12 protein-coding genes are annotated in these 14,490 nt (G+C 71.2%); 10 read left to right on the plus strand and 2 right to left on the minus strand.

The features are described from left to right. The first annotated feature begins 1 nt into the window (after nt 1). From YIM_RS21705 to YIM_RS21740, 8 genes are read left to right on the plus strand one after another with little or no spacing between them, the layout of a single operon-like run. The gene (locus YIM_RS21705; RefSeq protein ID WP_153032088.1) at nt 2-1,588 is read left to right on the plus strand and encodes an AMP-binding protein; all 1,587 of its coding nucleotides are present in this window, start codon (nt 2-4) and stop codon (nt 1,586-1,588) included. 24 nt (nt 1,589-1,612) lie between these two features. Then, nucleotides 1,613-2,707: a hypothetical protein gene (locus tag YIM_RS21710; RefSeq protein ID WP_153032089.1), complete on the plus strand. Its 1,095-nt coding sequence runs from the start codon at nt 1,613-1,615 to the stop codon at nt 2,705-2,707. 19 nt (nt 2,708-2,726) lie between these two features. Next, nucleotides 2,727-3,929 carry an acyl-CoA dehydrogenase family protein gene (locus tag YIM_RS21715; RefSeq protein WP_153032090.1) on the plus strand — a complete coding sequence of 401 codons (1,203 nt, stop codon included), beginning with the start codon at nt 2,727-2,729 and terminating at the stop codon, nt 3,927-3,929. A gap of 1 nt (nt 3,930) precedes the next feature. Continuing rightward, on the plus strand, nt 3,931-4,941 hold the full coding sequence (locus YIM_RS21720; protein WP_228004882.1) for an LLM class F420-dependent oxidoreductase: 1,011 nt from the start codon (nt 3,931-3,933) through the stop codon (nt 4,939-4,941). Beyond that, nucleotides 4,938-6,014 (plus strand): phosphotransferase family protein, encoded by a 1,077-nt coding sequence (locus tag YIM_RS21725; RefSeq protein WP_153032091.1) that lies wholly within the window; start codon nt 4,938-4,940, stop codon nt 6,012-6,014. Before YIM_RS21720 ends, YIM_RS21725 begins: the two co-directional genes overlap by 4 nt. A 51-nt stretch (nt 6,015-6,065) precedes the next feature. Further along, nucleotides 6,066-6,935, plus strand: a complete 870-nt coding sequence (locus YIM_RS21730; protein WP_153032092.1) for a MaoC/PaaZ C-terminal domain-containing protein — start codon at nt 6,066-6,068, stop codon at nt 6,933-6,935. Further along, nucleotides 6,932-8,140: an acyl-CoA dehydrogenase family protein gene (locus YIM_RS21735; protein ID WP_153032093.1), complete on the plus strand. Its 1,209-nt coding sequence runs from the start codon at nt 6,932-6,934 to the stop codon at nt 8,138-8,140. Before YIM_RS21730 ends, YIM_RS21735 begins: the two co-directional genes overlap by 4 nt. Continuing rightward, nucleotides 8,137-9,243 carry an acyl-CoA dehydrogenase family protein gene (locus YIM_RS21740; RefSeq protein ID WP_153032094.1) on the plus strand — a complete coding sequence of 369 codons (1,107 nt, stop codon included), beginning with the start codon at nt 8,137-8,139 and terminating at the stop codon, nt 9,241-9,243. The genes YIM_RS21735 and YIM_RS21740 overlap by 4 nt, the downstream gene beginning before the upstream one ends. Before the next feature lie 69 nt (nt 9,244-9,312). Here YIM_RS21740 and YIM_RS21745 read toward each other — a convergent pair whose 3' ends face one another. After that, complete coding sequence (locus tag YIM_RS21745; protein WP_153032095.1) at nt 9,313-10,053, minus strand: enoyl-CoA hydratase/isomerase family protein; 741 nt, start codon at nt 10,051-10,053, stop codon at nt 9,313-9,315. 13 nt (nt 10,054-10,066) lie between these two features. Beyond that, nucleotides 10,067-11,236, minus strand: coding sequence for a CaiB/BaiF CoA-transferase family protein (locus YIM_RS21750; protein ID WP_194240241.1), 1,170 nt, complete (start codon nt 11,234-11,236; stop codon nt 10,067-10,069). Nucleotides 11,237-11,287: 51 nt separating this feature from the next. Between YIM_RS21750 and YIM_RS21755 the strand changes: the two genes are divergently transcribed. After that, complete coding sequence (locus tag YIM_RS21755; RefSeq protein ID WP_194240242.1) at nt 11,288-12,799, plus strand: class I adenylate-forming enzyme family protein; 1,512 nt, start codon at nt 11,288-11,290, stop codon at nt 12,797-12,799. After that, complete coding sequence (locus YIM_RS21760) at nt 12,796-14,367, plus strand: acyl-CoA synthetase (protein WP_228004883.1); 1,572 nt, start codon at nt 12,796-12,798, stop codon at nt 14,365-14,367. The genes YIM_RS21755 and YIM_RS21760 overlap by 4 nt, the downstream gene beginning before the upstream one ends. The last annotated feature ends 123 nt before the right edge of the window (nt 14,368-14,490 follow it).

Below are 14,490 nucleotides of genomic sequence, written 5' to 3' on the forward strand. Positions count from 1 at the left end.
AATGGGGCCGTTCGGAGACGCGTCGACGATCACGCTGGGGGACGTGCTCCGGGAACACCGCCGCAGCCGAGGAGGGCTGACGGCGACGGTCGACCACGCCGTGCGCCTGTCCTACGCGGAGTTCGACCACCGCGTCAACAAGCTCGCCAACGCCCTCGCCGCGCACGGTGCCGGCCCGGGCGAGCGCGTCCTGTGGCTGGGGCAGAACTCGTTCCGGTTGCTGGAGCTGCTCGGCGCCTGCGCCAAGCTGGGTGCGGCGGTGGTCCCGGTCAACTGGCGCCAGTCGGCCGGCGAACTCGCTGTCGTCATCGACGATGTCGCGGCGCGGGTGGTCGTCTGGCAGGACACGGAGATCGGCGCGACCGTTCGGGCGGCCCGGGAGCAGGCCGCGACCGCGGCCGGCTCGGTGTGGGTGCGCCACGACGCCGCCGGACCGGGCAGCTACGAGGAGTTCTTGGCGGCAGGCGACGAGGCAGACCCGGACATCGAGGTGGATGCCGCAAGCCCGGTGCTCGGCATCTACACCGCGGCGTTCGAGGGGCGTCCCCACGCCGCGATGCTCTCGCACTGGTCCGCACTGATCGAGGGCCTGGTCGTCGGGCGCATCGCGGAACTGAGCGATGCCACCGTGTTCCTCAACTCCGGGCCGATGTTCCACCTGGGCACGCTCATGACCACGCTGGCGACCCTCGTGCACGGCGGGACGAACGTAATCGTCGCGCGGGTCGACCCCGAGGAGATGTGTGCCGTCATCGAGGCCGAACGCTGCAACCGGGCCTTCGTCATGGCGCCCACCCTCGAGGCCATCCGCGAGATCAACGCCGGCGGCCGGTTCGACCTGACCAGCCTGTGGCCGGATCCGGACCCCGCCACGTGGACGATGTGCACGCCCAGCGCCAACCCCGCCACTGGGCGAGCGGGTGGTTACGGTCAGTCCGAGGTGTCCGGCCTCATCACCAGCTACGGGCTCGGCCGCAAGTCCGACTCGATCTACGGCAGGCCCGCGCCGTTGAGCCAGGTGCGGATCGTGGACGACACCGGCGCGGACGTGCCCGACGGCGAGACGGGCGAGATCATCTGCCGCGGACCGGTCGTCATGACCGGTTACCTGCACCGCGACGAACTCAACGCGCAGCGCCGGCGCGGTGGCTGGCACTACACCGGCGACCTGGGCAAGCGCGCCCCGGACGGCTCGATCCAGTTCGTCGGGCCGAAGCTGCGGATGATCAAGTCCGCCTCGGAGAACATCTACCCGTTCGAGGTCGAACGTTGCCTCACCGCGCACCCCGGTGTCGCCGCGGCCTGCGTCATCGGGGTGCCGGACGAGCGCTGGACCCAGTCGGTCAAGGCCGTGGTCGTGCGAGCCGAGGGCAGCACCGTCACGGCCGAGGAGCTCGTCGAGCACTGCCGGAGGTCGATCGCCTCGTACAAGAAGCCGCGGGTGGTCGTGTTCGTCGATGCGTTGCCGAAGCAGGCCAACGGGCAGGTGGACCGCGACCGTGTCGACGCCGAGCACGGGGGCGGTGGCTATCCGGGACAGGTGTCGAGCGGCAGGCGGGACGTTCCGCTGCGAGCCGGCGCCCGGTGAACCCGTCAACGAGAGGAGCCAGGCGTGTCGGAGCTGACCAAAGTCGGTGTTCTGGGCAGGATCGACGGGTTCACCAACCCGGAGAGCGCGGAGATGCTGCCCGACGGGGAAACGATCGTCGTCTCGAACGCGGCGATCACGCTCGTGCCGTCCTTCCGAGGCGGCAGGGGGCTGACCTACCGGCAGGGTGAGTCCTACGTCAGCACGGTCCGGTCCACCGGGACGGGGCTGGAGCCGGTCGCCGAGCGGCTGATCGAGGGACTGACCGGGACCCTGGGCACGGACGTGTTGCGGCAGGGGACCGCCACCTATCCCGCCGGCACCGTATTCGCCGCCTCCGGCGGCAAGCCGGTCACGGCGGACGGCGAGACCGTCCTGCCGAACGGAGAAGAGGTCCGGCAGCAGGTTTTGGCCTACAACCCGCTGACGGGGGAGAAACTCCCGCCGCTGCCGCTGTGGGAGGGGTCGGTCGTCGCCGGCGCGTTCAACGCTTTCGAACAGCCGAACGGCCTCGCCGTGGGCCTCGATGGGGACGTCTACGTGTCCGACATTCCCAACACCAACCCCGCGGGCGCGTTGCCGCCACCGGTGGACGCCGCGGTCTACCGGATCCCGCATTCCTCGCTTGACGCGATCGCCGCCGGCGACGCCTCCGCGGCGGGCACGATCCAGCGGGTGGTCATGATGCCAGGCTGGGTGAACGGGGTGACTGTGTCCCCGGTGGACGGTTCGGTGTGGGCGGTGAGCTGCGAGGCGCAGTGCCCGGTCGGTGGCGGGGCGTACCAGTTGCTGCCCGAGGACTTCGCGTCCGGCAAGCAGCCGGAACCCCGCTTCCGTGATCTCGGCGGCCCGCCCGGCGGCTTCCTCGACGGCATCTCGGTGACCCGGCGTGGTTCGGTGGTGGTCAGTAACCCGGCGCTCGCCGAGATCTACGTGCTGCGCCCCGACGGCACCCGGACCCAGCTGGACTTCGAGGGCGCGGACGCGATCGGCAGTCCCGCCGACATCAACGTCTGCTACCCCAGGGCGCTCGACGGCGAGCCCGCGTTGCTCGTGCCCGACGTCAGTGCTCGCGGCGGTACCCACTCCTTGACCCTGCTCGATCTGAGCGGGCACTGAGAGATCCGGAGACCTTCGCTTGTTCACCATCCCCGAGAGCGTCCGTCCGATCCGTGACCGGGCGGCCCGGTTCATCGACGACCACCTGATCCCGGTCGAGCTCGAGCTCGGCCACGGCGGCCCGCCCGCGCGGACCCTGCTGAAGGAGATCGAGGACAAGGCGAAGGCAGAGGGCCTTTACGCCATCGGTCATCCAGCGCACCTCGGCGGTGGCGGTCTGTCCATGTTGGACTATGCCTACGTCAACGAGGTGATCGGCCGGTGCGAACCGGCCCAGCAGGCGCTGGGCACGGTTTCCCTGCAGACGGTCGTCATGCTCGACCCGGTGGCCACCGAGGAGCAGCGTGAGCGCTGGGTGCGGCCGGCAACCATGGGTGAACTGCGGATCGCCTTCGCGGTTACCGAGCCGGGGGTGGCGAGCGCGGACCCGACAGGGCTGCAGACCACGGCACGGCTCGAAGGCGACGAGTGGGTGCTCAACGGGCGCAAGTGGTTCATCAGTGCCGCCGACCGGGCCGCGGTGACCATCGTGATGGCCAAGACCGATCCGGACGCGCCGCCGCACCGGCAGTTCAGCATGATCCTCGTGCCCACCGGCACCCCCGGGTACACGGTGGGCGAGGAGCTGCAGGTGATGGGTCTGCGCTCGGTGCTGTCCGGGCACTACGAGGTCGAGCTGGACGACGTCCGAGTCCCGAAGGAGAACCTCATCGGCGGGCGCGGCGACGGCTTCGTGCTGGCGCAGCAGCGCCTCGGCCCGGGTCGCATCTACCACTGCATGCGCTGGCTGGGTGTCGCGCAGCGGGCCTTCGACTACCTGTGTGCCCGGGCGAACGAGCGCATGCTCGGCGGAGCGCCGCTCGGGGACAAGCAGTTCGTGCAGGAGTGGATCTTCGACTCCTACCACCAGATCGCCGCCAACCGCTACCTGGTGCTCGACGCGGCCGCCAAGGTCGATCGTGGGCAGCAGGCCCGCGTCGAGCTGTCGGCCGTCAAGGTGTCGTGCGCGAAGATGGTCAACGAGGTCCTGGACCGGGCCATGCAGGTGCACGGCGCCGAGGGGCTGACCGACCGGTTGCCGCTGGAACTGATGTTCCGCGAGGCGCGCTACGGGCGGATCGTCGACGGACCGGACGAGGCGCACAAGCAGCGCGTCGCCCGCGCGATCCTGCGTTCGTACCGCGAGGGCGACGGCTGGGACTTCGGCGCGCGGGGTGAATGAGGTGGCGGCGGCGCGGCGCGCGATCGGCCTGACCATCCCCACCGCGGGTGGTGGCCTCGCCGGGCTGCCCCGCGTCGTCGCGACGGCGGCGGATGCGGGGATCACCGAGTTCTGGTCATCGGAGTCCAACGGCACGGACGCCTTCACCTCGCTCGCCGTTGCCGCGACGGCCGGACGGCCGGTGCGGCTGGGCACCGGGGTCGCGGGATATCTCACCCGCGGTCCCGCGCTGCTCGCGCAGTCCGCCGCGGCACTGGCCGAGCTCGCCCCTGGCCGGACCGCGATCGGGATCGGATCCTCGTCGTTGCCGATGGTGCAGGGGTGGAACGGGATCCCGTTCGACCGGCGGGTGGCGCGGGCCCGCGACACCGTGACGTTCCTGCGGCAGGCCTTCGCAGGCGGCATCGTGCGGGGACCGTTCGAGACCCTCACCACCCGTGGTTTCCGGCTGGCCCGGGCTCCCGAGCAGCCGCCACCGGTGCTGATGGCGGCGCTCGGGCCGCGCATGGTCGAGCTGGGCCTGGACCACGCCGACGGTGTGGTGGTCAATTGGCTGTCACCGGCCGATGTGGGCGGTCTCGTCGGCGGACGGAGGGACAGCGAGGTCGTGTGCCGGATCATGGTCTGCCCGACCGGCGACCCGCAGCGGTTGCGGGACGGTCTGCGCCCGCTGTTCGCCGGTTACCTGAGTGTGCCGACGTACGCGGCCTTCCAGCGCCGGCTCGGCCGGGCCGAGCTGCTCGAGCCGATGTGGAGTGCCTGGGCGGCTGGCGACCGGGCGGAGGCGGCGCGGCGTGTGCCCGACGAGGTGATCGACGACCTCGTCGTGCACGGTGACCCCGCGGTATGCCGTGGCCGGCTGCGGTCCTATCTGGACGCCGGGGTGACCTCGGCCGTCCTGGCGGTCGTGGGGCCTGACGGCGGTCCGGCGGCGCCGCCGTGGCCGGAGCTGACGGAGATGGTGGCCGGCCTGGCCGCGCCGGCGCGCGAGAACGTGGGGAGCAGCACGTGAGCGGTCACGCCACCGTCGGATCCGGGCAGCGCGAGGTCGGCCGGGACGAACTGCCCGTTGCGGCGCTGGAGGAGTACCTGGCGAAGGTTCTCGGCCGGCCGTTCCGGGTGGACGCCGCCACGCGGCTGACCGCCGGAGCATCGAACACGATGTACGTCTTGCGCGACACCGGCGGTGAAGAGATTATCCTGCGCGCCCCGCCGCGGGTGAAGACGTCGAAGTCCGCGCACGACGTCGGGCGCGAGTACCGCGTGCTGCGTGCGCTGGAGGGCACCGGTGTCCCGCACCCGGCCGCCAACGACCTGTGCACCGACACCGGTCTGCTCGGTGTGCCGTTCATGGTGCTGCAACGGGTGCGCGGGTTCCACCTCGAGCTGCCGCTCGACCCGCCCTACCCGCTGGATCCCGCTGCCCTGCGCACGCTGGTGATGTCCTATGTGGACACGCTGGCGGCGATTGGCGAGGTCGACTGGCGGTCCGCCGGGCTGGAGGGCTTCGGCAGGCCGGACGGTTTTCTGTCCCGCCAGGTCGACCGGTGGCTGTCCCAGCTGGAGGGTTACCGGAACCGGCCACTACCGCACCTGGAGCGCGTCACGTCGTGGTTGCGAGCCAACCAGCCCCCGGACCAGGCGCCCGGCCTGCTGCACGGGGACTACCAGTTCCTCAACGTGCTGTTCGCACCCGAGCCGGGTGGCGGGGTGGCCGCGGTGGTCGACTGGGAACAGGCCACCATCGGTGATCCGCTCGTCGACCTCGGGTGGGTGCTCGGGCTCTGGGCCGAGGCGGGGGAGCGCTCCGCCGTGTCCGGGGACGCCCCGTGGATCACCCAGGAACCGGGCATGCCGTCCAGGGTGGAGATCCTCGACCGGTACGCGTGTACCTCCAGCCGTGATCTCGACGCCGTCGGCTACTACCAGGTGCTGGCCCTGTTCAAGCTTGCCTGCATCCTCGAAGGCTCGTACGCCAAGGCGCTGCGGTCCGAAAGCGACATCGCCCGCCACTTGGAGTTCGGGGAGATGGTGCCGAGGCTGCTCGCCGACGCCGCCGCAATCGTGCGGGGCGAACGCCGCTAGCCGCTTCGAGGGCATTCCACAGACGTAGCAGCAGAGGAGTGGTGGCCGACGATGGCTATCGACGTGAACAGGGCGGTCGGCGCGAGGGCCGGCAGCGCGAAGACCACGTGGTCCGAGCGCGAGGTCGTGCTCTACCAACTCGGTCTGGGCGCGGGTGCGGACCCGCGCGCCGAGCGCGAGCTGGCGTATGTGCTCGAGGACCGGTTGCGGGTCTTGCCCAGCTACGCGGTGATTCCGGGCTCCGAGGGGGTTCGCGGGCTGACGGACGTGCCGGGCCTGGAGTTCGACCACACGAAGATGCTGCATGGCGAGCACGAGATCGAGCTGTTCGAGCCGTTGCCCGCGGCCGCGACGGTATCCACCGAGGGCCGGGTCGCGGCGGTCTACGACAAGGGCAGCGCCGCGCTGACGGTCCTGGAAGCGACGTCCACTTCGGAGGACGGCCGTCCGCTGTTCGTCAACCGGTTCTCGTTGTTCATGCGCGGAGCCGGCGGCTTCGGCGGGCCGAAGAGCCCGCCGGCCGAGGGCGGGCCGGTGCCGCAGCGGGTGCCGGACGTGGTGGCGGCGGTGCCGACCCTGCCTCAGCAGGCTTTGCTGTACCGGCTCAACGGGGACGTCAACCCCGTGCACAGCGATCCGCGGATCGCGGCGAAGGCGGGTTTCGACCGGCCCATCCTGCACGGCCTGTGCACTTTCGGGATCGTGTGCAAGGCCGCGGTCGACGGGGTGCTCGACGGAGATACCGCGCAGGTGCGCCGCTTCCGGGCCAGGTTCGCCGGGGTTGTCTTCCCCGGCGAGACGATCACCGTCCGTTGCTGGCGGGAGGGTGTGATCGTGCGGATCGTCGCCCGGGTCGACGACCGCGACGCCGACGTGCTGACCAACGGCATCCTCGAGGTGACCGGAAAGGAGACGGCATGACCGTCAAAGCGCCGGCTGAGGACGCCGAGCTCGCGGCCTACCGGGCCCGCGTGCGCGCATGGCTGGCCGAGCACGCTCCCGAGGACTGGGCGGAGAAGCTGCCCTACGCCGACGAAGCCGAGGTGCTCGAGTTCTACCGGGCCTGGGCTCGCGAACTGCACTCCGCCGGCCTGCTCGTGCCGCAGTGGCCCGAGCGGTTCGGCGGTGCCGGGACCGGGCTCGCCCAGCAGGTGGTTCTGCAGCAGGAGATGAGCCGCGCCGGGGCGCCGCGCCCGCGGTACCTCGCGATCTCGCTGGGGCACGCGGCGGCGACCCTGATGGAGCATGGCAGCCCGGAACAGCAGAAGCTCCTGGACGGGATCCTCGACGGAGATGTGTGGTGCCAGGGGTTCTCCGAGCCGGGCGCCGGATCCGACCTGGCTTCGCTGCGCACCAGAGCGGTGCGCGAAGGCGACTCCTACGTCGTGAACGGGCAGAAGATCTGGTCGAGCATGGGGCTCTACGCCCGCTGGGGTCTCCTGCTCGCCCGGACCGACCCGGACGCGCCGAAGCACCGCGGCATCAGTTTGTTCATCCTCGACATGCGGGCGCCCGGCGTCGAGGTCCGCCCGATCCGTCAGGCCACCGGCGCGCACGAGTTCGCCGAGGTGTTCCTCACCGACGTGCGGATCCCGGCGTCGATGCTGGTCGGCAAGGAGAACGACGGCTGGCGGCTGGCCCAGACCACTCTGGCCACCGAGCGCTATGCGCAGATGGTCGAGCTGCACGCCGGGCTCGAGGAACTGCTCGCACTGCTGGTCCGGCAGGCGCGCAGGCTGCGCGCCGCCGACGGAGGGCCGCTGGTGGAGGACTCGGAGTTCCGGCAGCGTCTCGCCGCGTTCGCCGGTGAGGTCGAGGTGCTGGGCCTGATCAACGACCGGGTCCTCGGCGACATCAGCGCGGGTCGCGACCCTGGTGCGCGGGGTTCGATCCTCAAGCTCTACTTCAGCCGGCTACTCCAGCGGCTCACTGCGTTCGGGGTGCGCAGCAACGGCCTGGCGGCCCACGTCGACCCGCGGCGCAAGAACGACCTGAGCTATACCTCCGGCGACTGGATGCTCGACCACATCAGATCGTGGACCTGGACGATCGCTGCCGGCAGCAACGAAATCCAGCGCAACATCATCGGCGAGCGCGTGCTCGGCCTTCCCCGGGAGCCACGATGACGACCACTCGTGAGGAACTGTCCGACCTGCGCGCGAGCCTGCGCGCGATGATGGAACGGCGCAGCCCTCCGGCGCGGGTGCGGGAGGTCGCGGAGTCCGGTCCCGGGGCCGACCTGGACCTGTGGTCGGCGCTGGCGCGGGATCTGGGGGTCGCGGCGATGACCGTGCCCGAGGAGTTCGGCGGAATCGGGGCGGGGCCGGAGGCCATCGCCGTCGTCGCGGAGGAACTGGGACGGGCGCTGGCGCCGGTTCCATTCCTCTCCAGTGCCGTGCTCGCGACCACCGCCTTCGCCCGGGCGGGCGGTGCGCCCGTGGCGGCCGCTTGGCTGCCCCGGCTGGCGGAGGGGGCGGTCGGCACGGTTGCCGTGACGGGTGCCGACGGTGTTCCCGGCGTCGACCGGCTGGACGTGCGGGCGACGGTGTCGGGCGACCACCTCGTGCTCGACGGGACGGCTGGTTTCGTGCCCGACGTCGAGATCGCCGAGGTGCTGGCGGTCGCGGCGTGGGGAGAGCACGGGCCGGTCGTCGCTGTCGTTGCGCCGGACGCCGTCGTGGCCGAACGGGTGGTAGTGCACGATCGGACGCGCCGGCTGAGCACCGTGCGACTGACCGGGGTTTCCGTGCCGCGCACCGATGTGCTGGCCGAGGGTGACTCCGCGGTGGCGTTGCTGGACGCGGTGTGCCGGCACGGCGCGGCAGCGCTGGCGGCGGACGCAGCAGGCGGCGCGCGCCGGGTGCACGAGATGGCGGTCCAGTACGCCAAGGACCGTGTGCAGTTCAACCGTCCCATCGGTTCGTTCCAGGCGGTGAAGCACAAGCTCGCGGACATGTACGTGCTCGTAGAGGGCGCGGCGGCCGCGGCCGAGGGTGCGGCGAGAGCCGCCGGCGCGGACGACGAACGCGGGCTGGCGCTGGCGGCGTCGTTCGTGCTCGATGCCTACACCGAGGTGGCCGGGGAGGCGATCCAGGTGCACGGCGGTATCGGCTACACGTGGGAGCACGACTGCCATCTGTTCTTCAAACGCGCCCAGCTGAACGAGGCCCTGCTCGGCAGCGCCTCGTGGCTACGGGCCCGGGCCGCGGACGCGCTCACGGCCGTGTGATGCCGGACGGAAACACGGAACCGAGGGAGAGCGGCCGGACTGGCCGCCCTCCCTCGGTTCGTCGCTTGCTCAGGTTCGTCGGAGACGGCGTTGCATGCTCCACACCTGGGGCGCCCGCTCCATCAAGACCGCGCCACGTGGTGTGGGGCGATCCTCGTCGACCGCGCGATAGGTTCGCGTCACCGCACGCGTGAGGTCGCCGTCACTGCCGGCCGACGCCGCGATGTCCAGCGCTGTGGTCAGCAGCTCCTCGCGGGGGACGACCTGCCAGGCGAAGCCCGTGGCCAGCGCCTGTTCTGCACGCATCTCCTGATTGAACAACGCGATCGCCGCGCCCGCCCCGCCATGGACGTGCCGGGCGAGCATCGCCAGGTGACCGCCGCCGGGGTGCACGCCGGCGCGGCCGAACCCGATCAGCCTCAGGTCGTCGGACACGATGCGCAGGTCACAGGCGAGCGGCAGATTCAGCCCGGCCCCCACCAGCGTGCCGTTGACGGCGGCCACGGTCGGGATCCGAGCCTCGCGCAATCGCTCGAACATCCCGTAGATCCGGCCGATGCCGGCGAAGTTTTCGTCCGCGAGCGGATCGGCGCCCACCCGCGTGAGCATGCCGAGGTCGGCACCACTGCAGAAACTGGGCCCTGCCGACGCGAGCACGAGGGCGGTCACCTCGGGGTCGCCCTCGGCCTGTTCCAGGCCATCGACGACCGCGTCGGCGAACTCGGGGGTGAGGGCGTTGCGGTTGGGTGAGTCCAGCACGATGAGCCCGCTGGTCCCCTCGCGGCGGTACTCGACTCCGGTGTCGGTCATGGTTCAGCCTCTCTCACTCACCGAGCCAGTCGTGGAGCACCGTGGCGGTGTCCGCGCCGACCTCGGAGCACGGCCGGGCACCTTGCCCTGGCCGCGTGCCGCTGTCCATCCAGCGGATCGGGGACAGGACGTTGGGCACGGTGCCGCGCCAGTTCCGCTCGAGCAGCCCCCGAGCATCGGTGTGCTCCGATCCCGCCAGGTCGTCCGGTGTCTGGACGATCCCGCCGGGCACGTCCCAGTCGATGAAGCGCTGCAGCCACTCCTCGGCCGTCGCCGAACGGAAGATCTTGTCGAGCTCGTCCCGCAGCGTCAGATCCCCGTAGTCCACGGCGTTCCCGCCGGCGGCGGACCAGCGTTCCAGCAGGTCCTCGCGGCCGAGTCCCCGGCAGAACTGCTCGAAGAACTTCTGCTCGATCGCGCACAGGACGACGTCGCGGTTGTCCGAGGAGCGGTAGATCGCGTACAGGGACCATTCGCCCATCTCGTTGGGCCGCGGCGCGTTCCGGGTGGCGCGGTAGGCGATCGCCGCGCGGCTCATCTCGGCCGCCGCATCCCAGCAGGAGATGTCGATCCAGGCGCCGCGGCCGGTCGTCCGTGAAGCGAACAGGGCGGCGATGGTGGCGGTGGCGGCCGTATTGGCGCCGCCCTCGCCACTGATGCTGGAAACCGGTCCGCCGTCGGCGAAGTGGGTGCGGTCCGGCTCGCGCCGCACGATGGCCGTGCCGGCGAGCGCGTCCATGCTGTAGCCGTGCGAGGGCAGCGTCGCCAGTGGGCCCGTCTGGCCGAAGCCGGAGATCGAGCAGATGACGAGTTCGGGACGGCGGCGCCGCATCTCCGCGAAGTCGATGCCCATCTCGAAGAACCGCCCGGGCTGGGACACCTCGACGATCGCGTCGGCCTTGTCGGCCAGGCGGAAGAACGTCTCGCGGTCTTCGTCGTGGCGGAGGTCGAGGGCGATGCTGCGCTTGCCCCGGTTGAGCGCCAGGTGGTGGAAGGACTGGTCGCCCTCCATCGGCGGGATGCGGCGCAGGTAGTCACCGCTGCCCGGCATCTCGACCTTCACGACGTCGGCGCCGAGGTCCGCGAGCACGCGGGTGGCGAGGTCACCGGGGATCAGCTTGGCCAGGTCCAGCACGCGCACCCCGGCGAGTGGGAGGTAGGCGTGGGAATCGTCGTCTGCCACGAGATGAGTATACTCTAAATCGCACTGAGTGTGTCGAGTGAGGAGGTCGCCGTGGACGTGTCCGCTCGGATCGGCGAAGTGATGGCCCTGGATCCCGCGGTCCCCGTCGTGCAGTACGAAGGACGGTGGAGCACCTGGGGTGAGGTGCGCGCCGTCGCCCACTCGATCGAGGAACGCCTCGCCGGGGTGCCGCGGTCCACGCCGATCGCGCTGATCACCCGCAACCGGCCCGGCGTCGTCGCCGCGATCCTCGGGCTGCTGGCCGCGCGGCGGCACTGCCTCACGATCAACGGCATGCACCCGGACACCGCCGTGCTGGCGGAGCTGAACCACCTGCGGCCGGCCGCGGTGATCGCCTGCGCGGAGGACTGGACGCGCGCGGGCCTCACCGACTGCGTCGCCGGGATCGGCGCCACCGGACTCCGGATCGGCGACGATCTGTCCGGAGTGGACGAAGTCGTCGCCCGCCCGGCGGGCTCGCCGCCGCCCGTGGAGGGTGAACCCGACGTCGCGATCAGCCTGCAGACGAGCGGCACCACCGGTCCGCCCAAGCGCATCGCGATGACCTACTCCAACATCGACGCCTCGGTCACCGGCGTGCTCAAGCACTACGGCTCGGGCGATGAGGAGACGCCGGCCGCGTTGCGCCCGGGCGTGGCGGTCCAGATGCTCCCTCTGGGCCACACCAGCGCTCTGCTCGCCCTGTGCGTGATGGCCGTCGAAGGCAGGCGGATGGTGCTGCTGGACCGCTTCGAGCCGTGGGCGTGGGCGACTGCGGTCCGCGACCACAAGATCGCCGTGTCGGGCATGCCGCCCGCGGCGCTCCGGATGGTGCTCGACGCCAAGATCCCGGCGGACCACCTCACCTCCCTGCGGGCGGTGCGGGCCGGTACCGCCCCGCTGGATCCGGCGCTCGCCGACGAGTTCTCCCGCACCTACGACATCCCGGTCATCCAGGCCTACGGGGCCACCGAATTCCAGGGCGTGGCCAGCTGGACGCTGCGCGACTACAAGAAGTTCGGCCCCACCAAGCGGGGCAGTGTCGGGCGGGCGCACCCGGGTGTGGATCTGCGCGTCGTGTCGCCCGAGGACGACACGCCCCTGCCTGTGAACGCCATCGGCGTGCTGGAGGTGCGCTCGAAGCAGAGCGCCGGTTCCCGCACCGAGGACTGGATCCGGACCAGCGACCTGGCCCGCATCGACGCGGACGGCTTCCTGTTCATCGAGGGGCGCACCGACGACGTCATCAACCGCGGGGGTTTCAAGGTCGGCGCGTCCGAGGTCGCCGAGGTGCTCACCGCCCACCCCGGGGTCGGGTCGGCCGTGGTGGTCGGGGCGCCGGATCGCCGCCTCGGCGCCGTCCCGGTCGCCCTGGTCACGCCCTCGGGCGAAGCCGGCCTCCCGTCGGAGGACGAACTGCGCGACTGGGTCCGCACCCGGCTGGAGGCCTACAAGGTCCCGGTGCGGGTGACCGCGGTGCCGGAGTTGCCACGCAACGCCACGATGAAGGTCGGGGTGCGCGAGGTCCTGGAGCTGGTCGGCTGGGGAGGCGAGCGGGCGTGACGCCGACGGCGGCCGGCCCGCGCCAAGCGTTCCTGTCGACGTGGGCCGCGGAGCGGCCCGACCGGCCCGCCGTCGTCATGGCCGGGACCGGCGAGACCCTGACCTACCGGCAGCTGGACGAGCGGTCCACCCGCTTCGCCCACGCGCTGCGGGCCGCGGGCGCCACCCGCGGCACGCACATCGCCTACCTGCTGGACAACTCGCCCCGCGTCTTCGAAGTCGCCTGGGGCGCGTATCGCGCCGGCTGCTACTACACCCCTGTCAACACCCGCTTCACCGCCGACGAGGTCGCCTACGTCGTCCGGGACTCCGGTGCCGTGGTGCTGGTCGCCTCCGCGCGGTTCCGCGACGTCGCGGAGCAGGTCGCCGAGCGCGCGCCAGGACTGCGGCTGCTGCTGGCCACCGGCGGTGCCATCGACGGGTACGAGTCCTACGACGAGGTGCTGCGCCGATATCCGGCCACGCCGGTGGCCGACGAGTCACCCGGCTGCCGGATGCTCTACTCCTCAGGCACTACCGGAGCGCCCAAGGGTGTCAAGCGGCCACTGCCGTCCGGATCGCTCGAGGCCACCGATCCGTGGCTGACCACCCAGGCGCGGCTCTACGGGTGGACCGGTGACACCCGCTACCTCTGTCCCGCGCCGCTCTACCACGGCGCCGGCTTGTGGTGGACGACGGCTATGCACCGGCTCGGCGCGACCGCCTACGTGATGGAGAAGTTCGACCCACGCGCGTTCCTCGAAACCGTGCAGCGGTACCGGATCACCTCGACCCAGCTCGTGCCGACGATGTTCGTCCGGTTGCTGCGGCTGCCGGAGGAGACACGGAGGGCCTTCGACCTGTCCAGCCTGACCTCGGCCATCCACGCCGCCGCGCCCTGCCCGATCGCGGTGAAGGAGGCGATGATCGACTGGTGGGGGCCGATCGTGTTCGAGTACTTCGCCGCCACCGAGGGCAACGGGAGCACGTCCATCACCACCGGGGAATGGTTGCGCCACAAGGGGTCGGTCGGCAAGGCCGTCTTCGGGATCCCGCACGTCGTGGACGCGGACGGAATCGAGCAGCCGCCGGGTGAGGTCGGGCTGGTCTACTTCGAGTCCACGACCGGTGAGGTGTTCGAGTACCACAACGACCCGGACAAGACCCGGGCCTCGCGGCTCGGCGCCTGGTCGACCACCGGGGACATGGGATACCTCGACTCCGAGGGATACCTCTACCTGACCGACCGCAGCTCGCACATGATCATCTCGGGTGGGGTCAACATCTACCCGCAGGAGGCGGAGAACGTCCTCGCCACCCACGAGGCGGTGGACGACGTCGCCGTCATCGGAGTGCCGGATCCCGAGTTCGGCGAGCAGGTCAAGGCCGTGGTGGTGCCCCGGCCCGGTGTGGCGGCCGGGCCGGAGCTCGAGGCGGCACTCGTGAGCTGGTGCCGGGATCGGCTGGCCCACTACAAGTGCCCGAAGTCGGTCGACTTCGTCGACGCGCTTCCCCGCGGGGACAACGGCAAGCTCTACAAGCTCCGGCTGCGCGAGGCCTACTGGGCGGGCCGCTCCTCCCTGATCTGAATCGCCACGAACAGTATCCTTAATGCTCTCGGGGGTGAGCAATGGACCAGTGGAAGCTGGAGGGAGCCCGGACTCACGAACCGGCCCCGCCGTCCGCTGAGGACGGCGGGGCAGGCCCCTTCG

The sequence above is a fragment of the Amycolatopsis sp. YIM 10 genome (assembly GCF_009429145.1).
Lineage (GTDB): Bacteria > Actinomycetota > Actinomycetes > Mycobacteriales > Pseudonocardiaceae > Amycolatopsis.

Bases quoted from the DNA above. Each gene is read 5' to 3' on its own strand.
- YIM_RS21705 (WP_153032088.1), top strand. From the start codon at position 2: ATGGGGCCGTTCGGAGACGCGTCGACGATCACGCTGGGGGACGTGCTC.
- YIM_RS21730 (WP_153032092.1), top strand. From the start codon at position 6,066: ATGGCTATCGACGTGAACAGGGCGGTCGGCGCGAGGGCCGGCAGCGCG.
- YIM_RS21735 (WP_153032093.1), top strand. From the start codon at position 6,932: ATGACCGTCAAAGCGCCGGCTGAGGACGCCGAGCTCGCGGCCTACCGG.
- YIM_RS21740 (WP_153032094.1), top strand. From the start codon at position 8,137: ATGACGACCACTCGTGAGGAACTGTCCGACCTGCGCGCGAGCCTGCGC.
- YIM_RS21745 (WP_153032095.1), bottom strand. From the start codon at position 10,053: ATGACCGACACCGGAGTCGAGTACCGCCGCGAGGGGACCAGCGGGCTC.